Genomic DNA, 18,141 nt, shown 5'->3' with positions numbered 1-18,141 from the left:
TGAAGGCCGTCTGAAACAGGATTTCAGACGGCCTTCATTATTTAATAAATTCAATTTAGTTGCAGCCAGAATCTTTGTCCGCAGCCTGCAAACTCAACTCTTTGCGCTTTTTAGCCCTTTCATAACGGCAGCGTTGGCGCTGTGTATTGATTTCCAAAGGCGGTACAGGAACCGGCTTACCGTCTTCAACGGCAACCATGGTGAAGTAGCAGCTGTTGGTATGACGCACTTCGCCGGTGTGGATATTTTGCGCCTCAACCCGAATACCGACTTCCATAGAAGTGCGGCCGGTGTAGTTGATACTGGCGTAAAAGGTTACCAACTCACCAACATGAATAGGCTCTTTAAACAATACTTTATCAACAGACAGAGTAACGCAATAGGTACCGCTGTAACGGCAGGCGCAGGAATAAGCCACTTGGTCGAGCAGGCGCAGAAGATCGCCGCCGTGAACATTGCCGCTGAAGTTTGCCGTATAAGGCATCATCAGCTCGGACATGATCAGTTCATGGGAAGGTAGTTGGCGTTCCGGTTTCATCGTTTATTCTCCTTTTGATATTTATTTTAAAATTGTCTGAAAACTTCAGACTGCACGTGTGCAAAATTATTCTACCGTTTTTAAACGTTGACTTTCAACCCCTTGCCTACCCGTTTACAGCCATTTTCTACGCGAAAAGAAAATCAGCAGTCCGATGATGATGCACAGCATCACACCCAAAACCATGAAATAGCCGTAATGCCAATGCAGCTCGGGCATATTGTCGAAGTTCATGCCGTAGATGCCGGTAATGACGGTCAGCGGCATAAAGATGATGGTAATAACCGTCAATACGCGCATTTGCTGGTTCATGCGGTTGGATTGGAAGGAAAGATAAATGTCCATCATGCTCAACACCATATCACGCGAGGCATCAAGCGATTCGATAAGCTGCATATTGTGGTCGTACACATCGCGCAGATAGACGGTCGATTCGCCTTTGAAAATGGCAAAATCGCCGCGTACGGCCAGTTGGTAGAACACATCGCGCAATGGCAAAAGTGTGCGCCGCAGACGGACGGCATCGCGTTTGAGTCGGTGAATCTTACTGAGAATATCGCTGTTTTCATTTTTAAACAGCGACTTGTCTATTACTTCGACACGGTTGTTGTACGACTCCAAAACAATGAAATAGTCGTCCACAATACGGTCGAGCAGGCAATACGCCAGAAACGCTGTATTTTTGTTCAAAATATTGTGCGGATTCTCGTGCATCTGCCGGCGAAGATGGCTGAATAAGCCCAGCGGTTTTTGTTGGAAAGACAACACAAAATCTTTGCCGATAATTACATACACTTGATCGGAATAGAGCTTGCCCGTAGAGGTATAGTGGTATACCTGTGCGGCAGTAAATACATAGTTGCCGTAGTCTTCGATTTTCGGACGCTGCTTGCGGCTGAGAATATCTTCAATAACCAGCTCATGGATGCCGTAAGGCTCAAGCGCGTGTTTGAGCAAGGCAACATCATTGATGCCGACAAAATGCAGCCAGTTGATTTGACCTTCTTGCGGGCGGGCAATATCGGGCAAGTTTTTTCCGGCAAGATAATCATGCTGAACAAAGGTATCGGCGGAATATAAGGTTTGGTGGATGGCAGAACGCGGCGCATTGTCGGTATTGCTGCGCTGCATGGTTTGGTCTTGCAGATTGTCGGTTGTCTCAACTGGATTGGCTGGTTTGCTCATAAAAATAAATCATGTTTTTTTTAGTTAGAATGAATTGTACAGACAGAAAAGGCCGTCTGAAAACTAATTTTCAGACGGCCTGACAATATCGATCAACGTTTTATTAGGCTTGAGGCGCGGTTTTCTCCAGCTCCAATGCGGCAGCAAGCAAGGACAGGCGCGCCATTACGCCGTAAACGTAGAGGCGGTTGTGTTCGTTGTCCACGTCGCAGTCTTTTTCGGAGCGTGGCATGCCGAGCGAGTCCCATTGTTCAAATACGCGCTTGCAGGCTTCGGGCGCTTCTTGGGAATTGTCGCCACTGCCGGTGGGAATGCTGTTGGACAGTGGCACAAATACCATACCGCCGGCGTTGAGGTTTTCGTCTGCACCACGGCCTTCGTGTACACGGAAAAAACCACCGATTACGAAACGGTCCATCATATACACAACGGGTTCGCACACGGCACCATCCATGGTTTCGTAGGTATAAATACCTTCTTGGACAATGACTTCGCTGACTTCCAAACCTTCTTTGACTTTCGCCATTTTATTGCGGTTTTTACGGTTCAATCCGCGTACTTCATCTGCAGATTTAACGCTCATTACGCCCATGCCATAAGTACCTGCGTCGGCTTTCACAATAACGAAAGGCTGGTCGGTAATGCCCAACTCGTCGTATTTGGCTTGAATTTTCGCCAGCACACGTTCTACTGCTTCCGCTAACGCATCCTCGCCTTCACGCTCTTGGAAGTCCAAACCACTGATTTTTTCAAAATAAGGATTGATTTGCCATTCGTCGATGTCAATTAACTTGGCAAAGTCGGCTGCAACTTGGTTGTACGCGCCGAAATGTTCGGTTTTACGGCGAGTCGTCCAGCCGCCGTGCAAGGGAGGCAATACGGTTTGACTGATGTCTTTAAGGATTTTAGGAACACCCGCAGACAAGTCATTGTTCAACAAAACAACGCAAGGCGAGAAACCGTCTGCGAGATGTACACGCTCACGGGTACGCAATAAAGGCTCAAGTAAAATTTTGTCGCCTAATGCGGTTTCAAACTCGGTTGGCTCAGTCACTTCCGGATTCAGGCTGCCCAAGCGCACTTCGTATCCTGCCGAACGCAAAATCTCGCTGAGTGCGTAAACGTTTTGCAGATAGAATGTGTTGCGCGTGTGGTTTTCAGGAATAATCAATACGGATTTTGCCGTTTCACATGCGCGCTGTACCGCATCTTGCGCGGCAACCGCCGCCAGCGGGATAAAGTTGGGATTCAAATTATTGAAGCCGCCTGGAAACAGGTTCATATCGATAGATGAAATTTTGTAACCGGCATTACGGATGTCAACCGAACCATAAAATGGCGGACGGTGTTCGTTCCAATGCGAACGGAACCATGCTTCGATTTTGGCATGATTGGCAAGGACTTTTTTCTCAAATTCCCGTAATTGAGTCAGATGCTCAGGAGCCATTACCGGTAATTTCATTCTCTATACCTCTTGGTAAGTGTGGGTTGAGTGAGAATGATAGAACTTTTTAGTGCATTTCGACAAGCATTCTTTCAGATAAGATGAATCTTTTTGTCAACAATTCTACAATTTGTCTAATTTTTGACAAATGTTTTTGAAACTTTGCAACAAATTTTAAAAATTGGACAAATTTCTATTGCGCAGCCCCTATAAAAAGCCTAAAATCCGCCCATAAACGCAAACCATCATTCATACCTACCAATAGCAAAGAATACTCATCATGAGCGCACAAACCCTTTACGATAAACTTTGGAACAGCCACGTCGTCCGCGAAGAAGAAGACGGCACTGTCCTGCTTTACATCGACCGCCACCTGGTTCACGAAGTAACCAGCCCGCAAGCATTTGAAGGCTTGAAAATGGCCGGCCGCAAACTCTGGCGTATCGACAGCGTGGTCTCCACAGCCGACCACAACACCCCGACCGGCGACTGGGACAAAGGTATCCAAGACCCGATTTCCAAGCTGCAAGTCGATACTTTGGACAAAAACATTAAAGAGTTTGGCGCACTCGCCTACTTTCCGTTTATGGATAAAGGCCAAGGCATTGTGCACGTTATGGGCCCGGAGCAAGGTGCTACCCTGCCCGGCATGACCGTTGTCTGCGGCGACTCGCACACTTCTACCCACGGCGCATTCGGAGCATTGGCGCACGGTATCGGCACTTCCGAAGTCGAGCACACCATGGCGACCCAGTGTATTACCGCGAAAAAATCCAAATCCATGCTGATTGCCGTTGAAGGCCATCTGAAACCCGGTGTTACCGCTAAAGACGTAGCGCTTTATATCATCGGCCAAATCGGCACGGCAGGCGGTACGGGCTATGCTATCGAGTTTAGTGGCGAAGCCATCCGCAGCCTTTCTATGGAAGGCCGCATGACTCTGTGTAATATGGCGATCGAAGCCGGTGCGCGCTCAGGTATGGTTGCCGTCGACCAAACCACCATCGACTATGTAAAAGGCAAACCTTTCGCACCTAAAGGTGAAGCATGGGACAAAGCCGTCGAATACTGGCGCACGCTGGTGTCTGACGAAGGTGCCGTATTTGATAAAGAATACCACTTCAAAGCCGAAGACATCGAGCCTCAAGTAACTTGGGGCACCTCGCCTGAAATGGTTTTGGACATCAGCGGCAAAGTGCCTAATCCTGCCGAAGAAGCCGATCCGGTCAAACGCAGCGGCATGGAACGCGCCCTTGAATACATGGGCTTGGAAGCCGGTACGCCATTAAACGAAATTCCTGTCGATATCGTCTTTATCGGCTCTTGCACCAACAGCCGTATCGAAGACTTGCGCGAAGCCGCCGCTATCGCCAAAGGCCGTAAAAAAGCGGACAATGTACAACGCGTATTGATTGTCCCTGGCTCCGGTTTGGTTAAAGAGCAGGCAGAAAAAGAAGGCTTGCACGAAGTATTTATCGAAGCCGGTTTTGAATGGCGCGAGCCGGGCTGCTCTATGTGCCTCGCCATGAATGCCGACCGCCTGACCCCGGGACAACGTTGCGCCTCCACCTCCAACCGTAACTTTGAAGGCCGTCAAGGCAACGGTGGACGCACCCACCTCGTCAGCCCTGCCATGGCAGCTGCAGCCGCGGTTACCGGCCACTTTACCGACATCCGCACTATGGCTTAAAGTATTTTCAGACGGCCTTTATTGATCAGGCCGTCTGAAACAATACCTTGCTCAAGTAAGTTTTCCTATTGCGCAAAACGTCCGAAAACCTTCTTAATCATTGATAACTTGAAAGGAATCTAGTATGAAAAAACTGTTTGCATTAGCTGCCGCAGCCCTCATCCTGTCAGCTTGTTCCAGCACTTGGTCCGGCGCAAAAAACGATACCAACCGCAATTGGGACAAAACCAAAGAGACTGCCGAGCGCGTAGCCGATAAAACCAAAGAAACCGCGGAACACGTTGCCGAAAAAACCGGCGAAGCCGTTAAAAAAGGCGGCAATGCAGTAGGCCGCGGCATGAGCCATGTTGGAGAAAAAATCGAAGCCGCTACCGAATAATTCGGTAAATCAGGCCGTCTGAAGCTCCTGACTCCGTTTCAGACGGCCTGATACATTATTAATTTTTCAGACATTTTCACGATTCCAAGCAAAGGAAGAAACAATGAGTAATCCGTCAAGCTGGTTTGGTATTCACGCTCATGATTTGGATCGCGCCAAAGCCTTTTACGAATCCGTATTCGGTAAGCCCCTGCAAGACGTTGGCGGCAACGGATTCCGTTTCATCATTTTCCCAGCCGATTACACCCAACACGGTACGGCCGGCATGATTTGGCACGACAGCAATGCCCAGCCCGGCCACGGCGGTACAACCATTTTCTTCAATTGCCCGGATTGTGCCGAAACAGCAGAAAAAGCCGTTGCAGCAGGCGGCAAACTGTTACAAGAAAAATTCCGCATTGCCAACGGCTTTGCAGCATTTATCGAAGACACAGAAGGCAACCGAATCGGTTTGCACAGCACACGCTAACCCGAATAGCCATAAAATTTCCCATTATTACTATAAGAATCTGACATGAAAGCCTTTACCAAAATTACCGCCATCGTCGCCCCGCTCGACCGCAGCAACGTCGACACCGATGCCATCATCCCCAAACAATTTCTGAAATCCATCAAACGCAGCGGCTTCGGCCCCAATGCTTTTGATGAATGGCGTTACCTCGACCACGGCGAACCGGGCATGGACAACAGCAAACGCCCGTTGAATCCTGATTTCTCCCTGAACCAGCCACGCTATCAAGGCGCACAAATCCTGTTGACGCGTAAAAACTTCGGTTGCGGCTCTTCACGCGAACACGCCCCTTGGGCATTGGACGACTACGGCTTCCGCGCCGTCATCGCCCCCAGCTTCGCCGACATCTTCTTCAACAACTGCTACAAAAACGGCCTTTTGCCTATAGTTTTGACAGAAGAACAGGTTGACCAGCTTTTCAAAGAAGTTGAAGCCAACGAAGGCTATCAGCTCTCCATCGACCTTGCCGAGCAAACCCTGACCACCCCTAGCGGCGAAACATTCACATTCGACATTACCGAACACCGCAAACACTGCCTCTTAAACGGCTTGGACGAAATCGGCCTGACCCTGCAACACGCTGACGAAATTCACGCCTTCGAAGAAAAACGCCGCCAAAGCCAGCCTTGGCTGTTTAACGGTTGACATACAAAAGGCCGTCTGAAAAATTTAAGTGTTTCAGACGGCCTTTACTGAATGTTTTGGGATAGACCATGAGATCATTCGACGAATTAATCCAAACCCAAGACCCTGCGTGGCCATTGATTCAAGAGTGGCTTACAGAAGCGGTAAACAGCGTTGAAGTTCTGCCACGTACGCTTGAAAAGGCAAAGGAAGAACTTGTCAAAACCCAAGTAACGATACGTTCGTTTATGGGTGCTGTCGTTTATGAAACCGGCGGTATCCTTATCGATGACGGCTGGTTACGGATACTTGGTTCTAGCAGCGCGAAGCTACCTCGTGGTTTGGGAAGTTGGAATCTAAACCGTACACAATCCGAGCCAGCAGGCCCTGCTCCCTATTATCTGTTTGCCGATGATGTTGCTGGAGGCTATTTTGCGATTAATGGCGGAGGATTGAATGGCAAAGTAGGTAATGTTTTCTACCTACCACCGGATACACTGGAATGGGAAGATTGCGGTAAAGGTTATGGCGACTTCTTAAATTGGGCATTGACCGGCGATTTACAGTTGTTTTACGAAAACCTGCGTTGGGAAAATTGGCGCGAAGAAATCCATGATTTGAATGGCGACAGCGTTTACACGTTCTTTCCGTTTTTATGGGCTGAAGAAGGCAGCGATATAAACCAAGTCAGCCGCAAGCGTATTCCTATTGCTGAACATTATGCTTCCACTTTGAATCTGCAAAACACAACTCCATAAAAAGCCCTTTCAGACGGCCTTGTTGTCATAATCTCAATAAAGCGTCCTTAAAACGTATTCTTCACATCCTGAAGTTTAATTTCTACCTAACCACACCATGATTACCGACACCATAAGCAATGCCACCCGCTACGCTGCCTTGCATCCCGACTTTGCCGAAGCCTTCCATCTGTTGCAGACCCTAAATTTTGCCAAGCTGCCGGACGGCCAAGTACCATGCGAGAATCCCAATATCCGTATTTTTATCGGTAGCGAGCCGATGAGGACTAAGGGAGAAGCCCAGCCTGAAGCGCACTTAAAACATATTGATATTCAAACGCCGATTGATGGCAGCGAAACATATGGCTGGATAGACAGAGGCCGTCTGAAAAACGGTTTAGGCTACAACGAAAAGCGCGATATCGAATTTTTCGACTGCGAGCCGGAAACCTGGCTGACCTTGGAGCCAGGTGAATTTACGCTATTCTTCCCGAATGATGCGCATGCCCCATTGGTTGGCGACAGGCCGAACATACGCAAAGTCGTTTTTAAAATCCGTGTTGAAACCGAACGTCTATAATTTTTCAGACGGCCTTATCCCCTTATTCAGGACACAATATGTCTTTTTTCAGCAGGTTGTTCCGCTCCAAACCTAAATTAATGACTTGGCAGGAATTTGTCGAATACTTTGCCCGTCGCATCCAAGAAGAATTGGATCTTGAGGCGAAAATCGACTGGGGTGAAAATATTGCGTCTTCGCCCATCATTGTCCAGTTTTCCGAAGACGATGAAGCATCGTTCAGCACATATTTGAGCAACCATTACACAAGTTATCTGCAAAATCCCGAGGCCTTGGAGGCGATTGTTGCAGCCAATTTAGCAGTTATCGATAAGATTCAGGACGCTGATGCCAGTGTTTCAGCACAACAAATTCTTCCGACGATTAAAAATACGATTTATCTGGAAAATGCCAGACTGATTACAAATACGGACGAAGCCGAACCTGACGATTACCTGGTATACAAACCGATTGCCGGCGATATCATGTTGCTTTATATGGTGGATACGGAAGAATCCATGCATACGCTCAATCGTGAGCATATGAAAGAGGCCGGTATTGAAGATGAGGACGCCTTGTATCGTACCGCCATGGATAATCTGCGCCAACGAATGAATGGACGTGTTCAAATTCATCATGCCGAAGGTTGGTCATTGGCTCAAATCCATTTGGACAACGACTATGATGCTTCCCTGATTTTGCTTTTGGACGAAGTACTTAAAGACGATCCTATGCTGCCGGCCAACCCCGTTTTTGCAGTCCCGGCACGCAACGCCCTGCTCGTTTGCAGCCCGTCCGATGAAGAGGCTTTGCAGGCGATGGCAAATATTGCCCTGCAGGCATTTGAAGACTCTGCCTACGCGATTTCTACCCAGCTTTACCAGTACCATAATGGTACAATCAGCGTTTTCAGAGCAAATTGATTTAAGGCCGTCTGAAAAACAGACGACCTGCCCTTTACCTAAAACCTTCCCATAAGGAAACCCGAAATGACCAAACATATCGCTATCTTGCGCGGCGACGGCATCGGCCCTGAAATCGTTGCAGAAACCGTCCGCGTACTCGACAAACTTATCGAACAAGGTTTGGATGTCAGCTACGAATACGCGCCTTTGGGCGGCGAAGCCTATGACGAATACGGCCATCCTTATCCAGAATTCACGCAAAACCTTTGCCGTAAAGCCGATGCGGTACTGCTTGGTGCAGTCGGTTCTCCTCAATACGACAATCTCGACCGTCCATTGCGCCCTGAGCGCGGATTGTTGGCCATCCGTAAAGACTTGAATCTGTTTGCTAATTTGCGCCCTGCCATTTTGTATAAAGAGCTGGCCAATGCTTCCACTCTGAAACCGGAAATCGTAGCCGGCCTCGACATCCTTATCGTACGCGAACTGACCGGCGATATTTACTTTGGCGAGCCGCGCGGCATCCGTGTTTTGGAAAACGGCGAACGCGAAGGCTACAACACCATGAAATACAGCGAAAGCGAAATCCGCCGTATTGCCCACGTTGCCTTCCAATCCGCCCAAAAACGCAGCAAAAAAGTCTGCTCCGTAGGCAAAGCCAACGTTTTGGAAACCACCGAACTGTGGCGCGAAATCTTTGAAGAAATCGGCAAAGAATACCCTGATGTCGAGCTTTCCCATATGTACGTCGACAACGCCGCCATGCAGTTGGTACGCGCGCCCAAACAATTTGACGTGATTGCTACCGGCAACATCTTCGGCGATATCCTCTCTGACGAAGCCTCCATGCTGACCGGCTCCATCGGTATGCTGCCTTCCGCTTCTTTGGACGAAAACGGCAAAGGCCTGTACGAACCGTCTCACGGCTCTGCTCCTGACATTGCCGGTCAAAACAAAGCCAATCCGCTGGCAACCGTTTTGTCCCTCGCTATGTTGTTGCGCTACAGCCTGAACGACGAAGCACGCGCGCAACAAGTCGAAAACGCCGTACAAAAAGTACTGCAACAAGGCTTGCGTACCGGCGATATTTACGAAGAAGGTACCAAACTGGTTTCCTGCTCAGAAATGGGCGATGCCGTATTGGCTGCTTTGTAAGAGGCCGTCTGAAAAAGCGTGGGATCAATCCCGCGCTTTTTTATATGCGAAACTTGAAACCATAAAAAAGGGCGTGTTTTCACACGCCCTTATGTTTTTTCAGACGGCCTTAAGATTGAAAAAATTAACCTCTTTTATGTTTGCCGCCAAAGCTGTCGTTAGACTTGCGCTTGCCTTTAAAGCCTTCGCCGCCTTTTTTGAAACCGTCAGACTTCTTGAAACCGTCTTTCTTAAAGCCATCTTTCTTGAAACCGTCTTTTTTATGGCCTTCGCCGTGAGCTTTACCGCCGAAACCTTCTTTAGCCGGTTTCTTATCACCACGCCAGCCGCCGGATTTACGATCGCCCCAGCCGCCTTTACCTTTCGGTTTGCCACCGGCAGATTTGCGTTTACGTGTCGGCTCCATGCCTTCGATGGTCAGCTCAGGTAATTTGCGGCCGATGTATTTTTCAATTTTGTGTACTTTGACGTATTCGTTCACTTCGGCAAAAGTAATCGCAATACCGGTACGGCCAGCGCGGCCGGTACGGCCGATGCGGTGAACGTAGTCTTCAGCCTGTTTCGGCAAGTCGTAGTTGATAACGTGGGTAATGGTTGGTACGTCGATACCACGTGCGGCTACATCGGTGGCAACCAAAATTTTGCAGCGGCCTTTGCGCAAGTCCATCAGCGTACGGTTACGCCAGCCTTGCGGCATATCGCCGTGCAGGCAGTTGGCGGAAAAACCTTTTTCATACAATTCATCCGCGATGACTTCGGTCATGGCTTTGGTGGACGTGAAAATCACACATTGATCGATATTGGCATCGCGCAAGATGTGGTCGAGCAGGCGGTTTTTGTGGCGCATATCGTCGCAGTACAGCAGCTGCTCTTCGATTTTGCCTTGATCATCCACACGCTCAACTTCGATGGTTTCAGGGTCTTTGGTCAGTTTGCGCGCCAGTTTGCCCACTGCGCCGTCCCAAGTGGCAGAGAACAACAAAGTCTGACGGTCGCTCGGCGTTGCTTCAACGATGGTTTCGATGTCGTCGATAAAGCCCATGTCCAACATACGGTCGGCTTCGTCCAGAATCAGCACTTCCAAACGTTCAAAATCAACTTTGCCGCTCTGCATCAAGTCCATCAGACGACCCGGAGTAGCGACAATCAGGTCAACCGGTTTGCTCAAAGCACGGGTTTGGTAGCCGAAAGATGCGCCGCCTACAATGCTGACAGTACGGAACCAACGCATATTTTTAGCATACGCCAACGCGTTTTTTTCCACCTGAGCCGCTAGTTCGCGGGTCGGAGTCAACACCAAAGCGCGTGGGCCTTTGCCCGGTTTTTCGCTGCGCTTGGTCAGTTTTTGCAAAGTCGGCAGCAGGAAGGCTGCGGTTTTGCCTGAACCGGTTTGTGCCGAAGCCATAATGTCGCGGCCGTCCAAAGCAAACGGAATCGCTTGCGCCTGAATCGGGGTCGGGCTTTCATAACCCTCGCTGCTTACGGCAGACAAAATGTTTTTATCAAGGTTCAAATCGGCAAATTTAATAGACATATCTATCCTAAGAGACAACAACGCGCACGCCTGAACAATTTCAGACGACCTGAAGCAAAGGAAAGTAACGATACGGGAAATGTGAAGTTACAGGGTTGTCGCAAGCATCTTGCTTGTGGTTAACATCGACGACAACCTGCACAGAAAAGGCTTTGCAAATATGCAAGCAATAAAAGAAACGCGCCCGAAACGGCGGTTTAGGTTGGATGACGATGGCTTCGTATCAAAAGGCGAATGGCGGATAATATAGATTTTATGGATAACAGTCAAGCAAAAAGGCATCAAGTGCGTTAAAATCCAACCCCTTCCCAATACTTATTCAGGCCGTCTGAAACCATGACCGACATTACCCCCTTTGCCAACCGCTTAGGTAAAAACATCAAACATCTTATGAAATGGGCCAAACGCAACAATATCGAAGCCTGGCGCATTTACGACCGCGATATTCCCCAATTTCCCTTTGCCGTCGATGTTTACGGCGACCAAATCCATCTTCAGGAATACGATACCGGCTGGCTGATGCAGCCCGAAGAATACGAAGCATGGCTTGCCGATGTATTGGAAGCCATCGGTTTTGTGACCGGTTTTGCGCCCGAACAAATCCACCTCAAACGCCGAGAACGTCAAAAAGGTTTACAACAATACGAGAAAACCGGCAAAACCGGCGACGATTTCGTCATCACTGAAAACGGCCGCAAGTTTTGGGTCAACCTCGACAAATACCTCGATACCGGCCTTTTCCTCGACCACCGCAACACGCGCAAAAAAGTCGGCGAAACCGCAGCGGGTAAACGCTTCCTCAACCTGTTTTCCTACACAGGCAGCTTTACCGTCTATGCCGCAACCGGGGGCGCGGTATCCAGCGAAACCGTCGATTTATCCAACACTTATCTCGAGTGGGCAAAACGCAATTTCGAACTTAACGGCATCGACTCCGAACAACACAAAATCGTCCGCGCCGACGTGTTCCAATACCTGCAAAACGCCACCGCCGAAGGCAAACAGTTCGACCTTATCGTCATGGATCCGCCCAGCTTCTCCAACAGCAAAAAGATGCTCGACATCCTCGACATCCAGCGCGACCACAAAAAGTTGATTGACGGCGCGATGAACCTGCTCGCTTCAGACGGTCTTTTGTACTTCTCCAACAACTTGCGCAGCTTCGTCTTGGACGATTCGGTATCGGAACAATACGCCGTCAAAGACATTTCCAAACAATCCGTTCCCGACGATTTCCGCAACAAGAAAATCCATCAGTGTTGGGAAATCAAGCATAAATAAACATCAGGCCGTCTGAAAGCCAGTTTTCAGACGGCCTGATTGCCATATTGAATCTCTCAATCAATAAGCGCATAATTGAAGAAATTGTTGACAATATTAAAAGGAAAAGAACATGCAAAACTACCTGACGCCCAATTTCTCATTCGCCCCCATGATTCCGGAACGCGCGATCGGCAGCCGGGTTTGGGATACCGAAGGACGAGAGTACATTGACCTGTCAGGCGGTATTGCTGTGAACGCGCTGGGTCATTGCCATCCCGATTTGGTTGCGGCCTTGGCCGAACAATCGCAAAAACTCTGGCACATTTCTAATATCTACACCACCCAACCGGCGCAAGAATTGGCCCAAAAACTGGTCGAAAACACCTTTGCCGACAAAGTGTTTTTCTGCAACTCCGGCGCAGAAGCCAATGAAGCCGCGCTGAAACTGGCGCGCAAATACGGCCGCGATCATTTTGGCGAACACAAAACCGAAATCATCTCCTGCCTCAACAGCTTCCACGGCCGCACCCTGTTTACCGTATCCGTCGGCGGCCAGCCCAAATACAGCAAAGACTACGCACCGCTGCCGGCCGGCATTACCCACGTCCCCTTCAATGATGTTGCCGCATTGGAAGCAGCCGTCAGCGACAAAACCTGCGCCGTGATTATCGAGCCGATTCAAGGTGAAAGCGGCATTCTGCCTGCCACTCAAGAATACCTGCAAGCCGCACGCCGTTTATGTGACAAACACGGCGCCTTGCTGATTTTGGACGAAGTACAAACCGGCATGGGTCATACGGGCAAACTGTTTGCCTACGAGCATTACGGCGTAACACCCGATATTCTCAGCTCCGCCAAAGCCTTGGGCGGCGGCTTCCCGATTGGCGCGATTCTGACCACCGATAAAATCGCCCCAACCTTCGGCCCCGGAACGCATGGCTCGACCTTCGGCGGCAATCCGATGGCGTGCGCGGTCGGCAGCCGTGCGTTTGACACCATCAATGCGCCCGAAACATTGGCATACGTTCAGCAACAAGGCCAAAAACTTCAGACGGCCTTGCGTGAATTGGGCGTGAAAACCGGCGTATTTAAAGAAGTCCGCGGCATGGGCCTGCTGCTCGGCTGCGTATTGGCAGACGAATACGCAGGCAAGGCATCGGAAATTACCGCCGCCGCTTTGAAACACGGTTTGATGGTACTGGTTGCCGGCGCCAATGTCGTGCGCTTCGCCCCCAGCCTGCTGCTGAACGATGAAGACATGGCCGAAGGCTTGAAACGTTTTGAAGCGGCGTTAAAAGAGTGGACAGCCTAACCTAGCAAGATAATAAGCTAAGGTTATTGCACTTCAAATCCCAATCCGCTGACCTTTCTTATTCATAAAAGTGTTCAAACTCTTGGATTCTTGCCTGAGACCAGTATGAAAACAGGCATATAAAAGATTCAAAATAAAACTTATTATTAACTTCGAAAATATCAGCCATAATACAAAACTTATTAATTTTTCACACATTTTTTCTTTGTTTGTTATAATGTGAAATATATGCAATGTCGCATATTTTCAAAGTTAGGATTGATAAATGAAAATGAAATGGCTTGCCCTCGTAACCGCTGCTGCATTGAGTTTGACTGCTTGTGGTGATAAAAACAAACAGGCTTCCGATGAGCCTGTAAAAGCTGCTGCAGGTAATACGGCAGAAGCCCCTAAAGATGCTGAAAAACCTGCTGAAGAAGCAAAACCTGAGGTAAAACCTGTGGTTTCTTCAGGCAATTTCTTGGCGGATGCAACCGCTCTGCAAGCTGCTGAAGATGCGCTGAAAGCACTGCCGCAATTCGGTGGCAAACCACTCAATATTTTCCAAAACATCCATTTCTACGGCGGCAAACGTCCGCGCATTACCGTGGAAATTCAAGACCCTAACAAACCCGAAAATATCGACCACTACGAATTTGAAGACGGTAAATGGAGCGAGCCTCAACCTGTCCGCATTTCCGGCAACGGAAATATGAAAGACAACGTTTTCCCGTTGGATGAAATCAAATTTGCCGATATCGCGAAAATCGCTCAAACCTACGGCGAAAAAGCCAAAGAAGTAGAAGCCAAAGAAACAGACTTACCTCACGTGTATTACTCCTTGTTCGTATCGACCGGTAAGAAAGAGTGGATCACCGGTTTCCTCAAAACCGATCGTGCGGAATACGAATTTGAATTTAACAATGACGGTACTCTGAAAAGCTTCAAAAAACGTTGATAGCTTGGTCAGTTGGAAACTAATGGCCGACTGACTTTATTTGATTGAGACAGCCATGTTTGTCTTGATAGAGGTCGTCTGAAAAACATTTAGGTTTTAACTTTGTTGAAACCTTGCTTTCAGACGACCTTTTTACGTCTTTACTTTATTCTATAAAACAACATATTCCTACATTCCCTGTCATTTGATGTTTGTTAAAAATCGTGCTATCTCTTCGTGTTACGCTTGGCAAACAATTTGATTTTGCGAAGAAAAGGAGCAGGAGATGGTATCATTGGAAACCCAAATCGCTGGTTTTTCTTTTGACAACTGCCTGATGAACGCAGCAGGTGTGTCATGTATGACTGTTGAGGAATTGGAAGCAGTCAGACAGTCTTCGGCAGGCACTTTCATTACCAAGACCGCAACGCTTACCCCGCGTCAAGGCAACCCCGAGCCGCGTTATCGGGACGTGCCTATCGGCAGCATCAATTCGATGGGTTTGCCGAATCAAGGCATTGATTACTATCTGGATTACCTGCTTACCCTTCAAGAGTCTCAGCCGGAACGGACATTTTTCCTATCACTGGTCGGCCTGTCGCCCGGCGAAACACATATCCTGTTGGAAAAGGTGCAAAACAGCGGGTTTAACGGCATTACCGAACTCAACCTATCCTGTCCAAACGTCGCCGGCAAACCGCAAATCGCCTACGACTTTGAAACAACCGAGATGATTTTGGATAATGCCTTTACCTACTTCGACAAGCCCTTGGGTATCAAACTACCGCCGTATTTCGATATAGCCCATTTTGATCAAGCGGCGAAAGTGTTCAACCGCTATCCCCTAAAATTCGTCAACTGCGTCAACTCCATCGGCAACGGCATGTATATCGAAGACGAATCCGTCGTCATCCGCCCGAAAAACGGCTTCGGCGGCATAGGCGGCCAATACATCAAACCGACTGCGCTCGCCAATGTCCACGCGTTCTATCAAAGACTGGATCCATCTATCCAAGTCATCGGAACGGGCGGCGTTTATAGCGGCCGTGATGCGTTTGAACACATCTTATGCGGCGCAAGCATGGTGCAGATCGGCACGGCGCTACACCAGCAAGGCGTAGGTATTTTTGAACGGGTTTCCCTTGAATTAAAAGCCATCATGGCGCAAAAAGGCTACGAAAAACTGGAAGACTTCCAAGGCAAATTGAAATATTTTGAATAAGGTTTACTCTAAAAAACGCCCAAGGCCGTCTGAAAATTTCAGACGGCCTTGTTGTATAATTGCTCCCCACATTACCCGTCTTCCCCTTCAATGAAACTCAACCCCCAACAGCAAGCCGCAGTCAAATATCTAGGCGGCCCCCTGCTCGTCCTTGCCGGCGCAGGCAGCGGTAAAACCGGCGTGATTACGCAAAAAATCAAGCATTTGATTGTCAATGTCGGCTATCTGCCGCATACCGTCGCCGCGATTACCTTTACCAATAAAGCCGCCACGGAAATGCAGGAGCGCGTCTCCAAAATGCTGCCCAAGTCGCAAACGCGCGGGCTGACGATTTGCACCTTCCACTCTTTGGGTATGAAGATTTTGCGCGAAGAAGCCAATCAAATCAGTTACAAAAAAAACTTTTCCATCCTCGACTCTACCGACAGCGCTAAAATCATCGGCGAACTCTTGGGTGGTACGGGCAAAGAAGCCATATTCAAAGCGCAACATCAAATTTCCCTTTGGAAAAACGATTTAAAAACGCCTGAAGAGGCAGTTCAGACGGCCTCTAATGCGTGGGAACAACAAACAGCGCGCGTCTATGCGAGTTATCAGGAAACCCTGCAAAGCTATCAGGCGGTGGACTTCGACGACTTAATCCGTCTGCCTGCCGTGCTGTTGCAGCAAAATAGCGAAGTGCGCAACAAATGGCAGCGGCGGCTGCGTTATCTGCTGGTTGACGAATGTCAGGACACCAACACCTGCCAATTTACCCTGATGAAGCTCTTGACCGGCGCGGAAGGCATGTTTACCGCCGTCGGCGACGACGACCAATCCATCTACGCTTGGCGCGGCGCGAACATGGAGAACCTGCGCAAAATGCAGGAAGACTATCCGCAGATGAAGGTCATCAAGCTGGAGCAAAACTACCGCTCCACCGCGCGGATTCTTAAAATCGCCAACAAAGTGATTGAAAATAACCCCAAGCTGTTCACCAAAAAACTTTGGTCGCAGTTCGGCGAAGGCGAAATCGTCAAGGTCGTTGCCTGTCAAAGCGAGCAGCACGAAGCCGACTGGGTTGTCAGCCAAATCGTCAAGCAGAAGCTGGTCGGCGGCGACAAAACCCAATACGCCGATTTCGCCGTGTTATACCGCGGCAACCATCAGGCGCGGATTTTCGAAGAAGCCTTGCGCAGCGCGCGTGTTCCCTACCAACTCTCCGGCGGACAAAGCTTTTTCGACAAAGCCGAAATCAAAGACGTTTTGTCCTATTTGCGCCTGCTTGCCAATCCCAACGACGATCCCGCCTTCCTGCGCGCCGTCACCACGCCCAAACGCGGTATCGGCGATGTAACGTTGGGCAAACTCAACACCTACGCGCACGAACACGAATGCAGCCTGTATGAAGCCGCGCAAACCGAAGAAGCCCTTGCTTTGCTGAACAACACCAACCGCCAACACCTGCAAGCCTTCATGGATATGATTGAAAGCTACCGCGCTAAAGCCGAAACCAGCGAAGCAGGCGAGCTTATCCATAACCTGCTGAAAGAAATCGACTACGAAAACCACTTGCTGGTCAATGAGGAAGGCAAAGCAGGTGAAATCAAATGGCGTAACGTTACCGACCTGACAGGCTGGCTGGAACGCAAAGGCGAGCAAGACGGCAAAAACATCATCGAGCTTGCCCAAACCATCGCCCTGATGACACTTTTGGAAGGCAAAAGCGAAGAAGAAGTCGATGCCGTCAAACTCTCCACCCTGCACGCTTCCAAAGGTTTGGAATACCCCTACGTTTTCCTTGTCGGTTGCGAAGAGGGCATCCTGCCGCACAACGACAGCATCGAAGAAGACAATGTCGAAGAAGAACGCCGCCTGATGTACGTCGGTATTACCCGTGCCAAACGTCAACTTACGCTGACCCACTGCCTCAAACGCAAAAAGCAAGGCACATGGCAGTTCCCCGAGCCGAGCCGCTTCATAGACGAAATGCCGCAGGAAGACATCAAAATCCTAGGCCGCAAAGGCGGCGAGCCGATTGTGAGCAAGGAAGAAGGAAAAAGTAATCTGGCGGGTTTGCTGGATATGCTGGGAAATAAAAGAAAAGGCTAAGACAAGGCCGTCTGAAAGTAAGGTTTCAGACGGCCTTATTGTCAGTAAAATGTCAAAGACAACAATCAAATAATTT

At 49.1% G+C, this 18,141-nt stretch carries 17 protein-coding genes; 13 read left to right on the top strand and 4 right to left on the bottom strand.

What is annotated here, in order from left to right:
- Positions 1-55: 55 nt before the first annotated feature.
- The 3 genes from HMPREF2560_RS05285 to gshA form a co-directional block, all read right to left on the bottom strand.
- Positions 56-538: an acyl-CoA thioesterase gene (locus tag HMPREF2560_RS05285; protein WP_070608970.1), complete on the bottom strand. Its 483-nt coding sequence runs from the start codon at positions 536-538 to the stop codon at positions 56-58.
- Positions 539-652: 114 nt separating this feature from the next.
- Positions 653-1,723, bottom strand: a complete 1,071-nt coding sequence (gene corA / locus HMPREF2560_RS05280) for a magnesium/cobalt transporter CorA (RefSeq protein WP_070608967.1) — start codon at positions 1,721-1,723, stop codon at positions 653-655.
- A gap of 103 nt (positions 1,724-1,826) precedes the next feature.
- Positions 1,827-3,185: a glutamate--cysteine ligase gene (gene gshA / locus HMPREF2560_RS05275; protein WP_070608966.1), complete on the bottom strand. Its 1,359-nt coding sequence runs from the start codon at positions 3,183-3,185 to the stop codon at positions 1,827-1,829.
- 262 nt (positions 3,186-3,447) lie between these two features.
- On the opposite strand from gshA, the gene leuC reads away from it, so the two are divergent.
- The 8 genes from leuC to leuB all read left to right on the top strand — a co-directional run bounded on the left by leuC (position 3,448) and on the right by leuB (position 9,727).
- A complete protein-coding gene (leuC, locus tag HMPREF2560_RS05270; protein ID WP_070608964.1) occupies positions 3,448-4,857 on the top strand; it encodes a 3-isopropylmalate dehydratase large subunit in 1,410 nt (469 codons plus the stop codon).
- Between the two features lie 124 nt (positions 4,858-4,981).
- Positions 4,982-5,236, top strand: a complete 255-nt coding sequence (locus HMPREF2560_RS05265) for a hypothetical protein (protein ID WP_070608961.1) — start codon at positions 4,982-4,984, stop codon at positions 5,234-5,236.
- Positions 5,237-5,339: 103 nt separating this feature from the next.
- On the top strand, positions 5,340-5,705 hold the full coding sequence (locus HMPREF2560_RS05260) for a VOC family protein (protein ID WP_049331002.1): 366 nt from the start codon (positions 5,340-5,342) through the stop codon (positions 5,703-5,705).
- A 45-nt stretch (positions 5,706-5,750) separates the two neighbouring features.
- Positions 5,751-6,392, top strand: coding sequence for a 3-isopropylmalate dehydratase small subunit (gene leuD / locus HMPREF2560_RS05255; protein ID WP_003677355.1), 642 nt, complete (start codon positions 5,751-5,753; stop codon positions 6,390-6,392).
- Positions 6,393-6,460: 68 nt separating this feature from the next.
- Positions 6,461-7,129, top strand: a complete 669-nt coding sequence (locus HMPREF2560_RS05250) for a DUF2625 domain-containing protein (RefSeq protein ID WP_049335224.1) — start codon at positions 6,461-6,463, stop codon at positions 7,127-7,129.
- Positions 7,130-7,226: 97 nt separating this feature from the next.
- Positions 7,227-7,688 carry a NanQ anomerase/TabA/YiaL family protein gene (locus tag HMPREF2560_RS05245; protein ID WP_049335225.1) on the top strand — a complete coding sequence of 154 codons (462 nt, stop codon included), beginning with the start codon at positions 7,227-7,229 and terminating at the stop codon, positions 7,686-7,688.
- 38 nt (positions 7,689-7,726) lie between these two features.
- Positions 7,727-8,590 carry a DUF1444 family protein gene (locus tag HMPREF2560_RS05240; protein ID WP_070461875.1) on the top strand — a complete coding sequence of 288 codons (864 nt, stop codon included), beginning with the start codon at positions 7,727-7,729 and terminating at the stop codon, positions 8,588-8,590.
- Positions 8,591-8,656: 66 nt separating this feature from the next.
- Positions 8,657-9,727 (top strand): 3-isopropylmalate dehydrogenase, encoded by a 1,071-nt coding sequence (gene leuB / locus HMPREF2560_RS05235; RefSeq protein WP_004520344.1) that lies wholly within the window; start codon positions 8,657-8,659, stop codon positions 9,725-9,727.
- Positions 9,728-9,851: 124 nt separating this feature from the next.
- Here the strand turns inward: leuB and HMPREF2560_RS05230 are convergent, their stop codons facing one another.
- Positions 9,852-11,261: a DEAD/DEAH box helicase gene (locus HMPREF2560_RS05230; protein ID WP_070461873.1), complete on the bottom strand. Its 1,410-nt coding sequence runs from the start codon at positions 11,259-11,261 to the stop codon at positions 9,852-9,854.
- Between the two features lie 336 nt (positions 11,262-11,597).
- Between HMPREF2560_RS05230 and HMPREF2560_RS05225 the strand changes: the two genes are divergently transcribed.
- The 5 genes from HMPREF2560_RS05225 (at position 11,598) to rep (ending at position 18,065) form a co-directional block, all read left to right on the top strand.
- Complete coding sequence (locus HMPREF2560_RS05225) at positions 11,598-12,542, top strand: class I SAM-dependent methyltransferase (RefSeq protein WP_070461871.1); 945 nt, start codon at positions 11,598-11,600, stop codon at positions 12,540-12,542.
- 112 nt (positions 12,543-12,654) lie between these two features.
- On the top strand, positions 12,655-13,836 hold the full coding sequence (locus HMPREF2560_RS05220) for an aspartate aminotransferase family protein (protein ID WP_070873758.1): 1,182 nt from the start codon (positions 12,655-12,657) through the stop codon (positions 13,834-13,836).
- 265 nt (positions 13,837-14,101) lie between these two features.
- Entirely contained in the window at positions 14,102-14,773 is a 672-nt protein-coding gene (locus tag HMPREF2560_RS05215; protein ID WP_070608949.1) for a hypothetical protein, read from the top strand.
- A 265-nt stretch (positions 14,774-15,038) separates the two neighbouring features.
- Positions 15,039-15,974 carry a dihydroorotate oxidase gene (locus tag HMPREF2560_RS05210; protein WP_070608947.1) on the top strand — a complete coding sequence of 312 codons (936 nt, stop codon included), beginning with the start codon at positions 15,039-15,041 and terminating at the stop codon, positions 15,972-15,974.
- 90 nt (positions 15,975-16,064) lie between these two features.
- Positions 16,065-18,065: a DNA helicase Rep gene (gene rep, locus HMPREF2560_RS05205; protein WP_070608945.1), complete on the top strand. Its 2,001-nt coding sequence runs from the start codon at positions 16,065-16,067 to the stop codon at positions 18,063-18,065.
- Positions 18,066-18,141: the final 76 nt, after the last annotated feature.

The organism is Neisseria sp. HMSC078H04 (assembly GCF_001838135.1).
Classification (GTDB): Bacteria; Pseudomonadota; Gammaproteobacteria; order Burkholderiales; family Neisseriaceae; genus Neisseria.
Note: the sequence above shows the minus strand (reverse complement) of the source record. Positions and strands in the feature narration are given on the sequence as shown.

What these genes read in the sequence shown, in the direction of transcription:
- HMPREF2560_RS05230 (WP_070461873.1), bottom strand. Translation starts at nt 11,261, where the DNA reads ATGTCTATTAAATTTGCCGATTTGAACCTTGATAAAAACATTTTGTCT.
- HMPREF2560_RS05225 (WP_070461871.1), top strand. Translation starts at nt 11,598, where the DNA reads ATGACCGACATTACCCCCTTTGCCAACCGCTTAGGTAAAAACATCAAA.
- HMPREF2560_RS05240 (WP_070461875.1), top strand. Translation starts at nt 7,727, where the DNA reads ATGTCTTTTTTCAGCAGGTTGTTCCGCTCCAAACCTAAATTAATGACT.
- HMPREF2560_RS05220 (WP_070873758.1), top strand. Translation starts at nt 12,655, where the DNA reads ATGCAAAACTACCTGACGCCCAATTTCTCATTCGCCCCCATGATTCCG.
- HMPREF2560_RS05210 (WP_070608947.1), top strand. Translation starts at nt 15,039, where the DNA reads ATGGTATCATTGGAAACCCAAATCGCTGGTTTTTCTTTTGACAACTGC.
- gshA (WP_070608966.1), bottom strand. Translation starts at nt 3,185, where the DNA reads ATGAAATTACCGGTAATGGCTCCTGAGCATCTGACTCAATTACGGGAA.
- HMPREF2560_RS05245 (WP_049335225.1), top strand. Translation starts at nt 7,227, where the DNA reads ATGATTACCGACACCATAAGCAATGCCACCCGCTACGCTGCCTTGCAT.
- leuD (WP_003677355.1), top strand. Translation starts at nt 5,751, where the DNA reads ATGAAAGCCTTTACCAAAATTACCGCCATCGTCGCCCCGCTCGACCGC.
- rep (WP_070608945.1), top strand. Translation starts at nt 16,065, where the DNA reads ATGAAACTCAACCCCCAACAGCAAGCCGCAGTCAAATATCTAGGCGGC.
- HMPREF2560_RS05260 (WP_049331002.1), top strand. Translation starts at nt 5,340, where the DNA reads ATGAGTAATCCGTCAAGCTGGTTTGGTATTCACGCTCATGATTTGGAT.
- HMPREF2560_RS05215 (WP_070608949.1), top strand. Translation starts at nt 14,102, where the DNA reads ATGAAAATGAAATGGCTTGCCCTCGTAACCGCTGCTGCATTGAGTTTG.
- leuB (WP_004520344.1), top strand. Translation starts at nt 8,657, where the DNA reads ATGACCAAACATATCGCTATCTTGCGCGGCGACGGCATCGGCCCTGAA.
- corA (WP_070608967.1), bottom strand. Translation starts at nt 1,723, where the DNA reads ATGAGCAAACCAGCCAATCCAGTTGAGACAACCGACAATCTGCAAGAC.
- HMPREF2560_RS05265 (WP_070608961.1), top strand. Translation starts at nt 4,982, where the DNA reads ATGAAAAAACTGTTTGCATTAGCTGCCGCAGCCCTCATCCTGTCAGCT.
- HMPREF2560_RS05285 (WP_070608970.1), bottom strand. Translation starts at nt 538, where the DNA reads ATGAAACCGGAACGCCAACTACCTTCCCATGAACTGATCATGTCCGAG.
- HMPREF2560_RS05250 (WP_049335224.1), top strand. Translation starts at nt 6,461, where the DNA reads ATGAGATCATTCGACGAATTAATCCAAACCCAAGACCCTGCGTGGCCA.
- leuC (WP_070608964.1), top strand. Translation starts at nt 3,448, where the DNA reads ATGAGCGCACAAACCCTTTACGATAAACTTTGGAACAGCCACGTCGTC.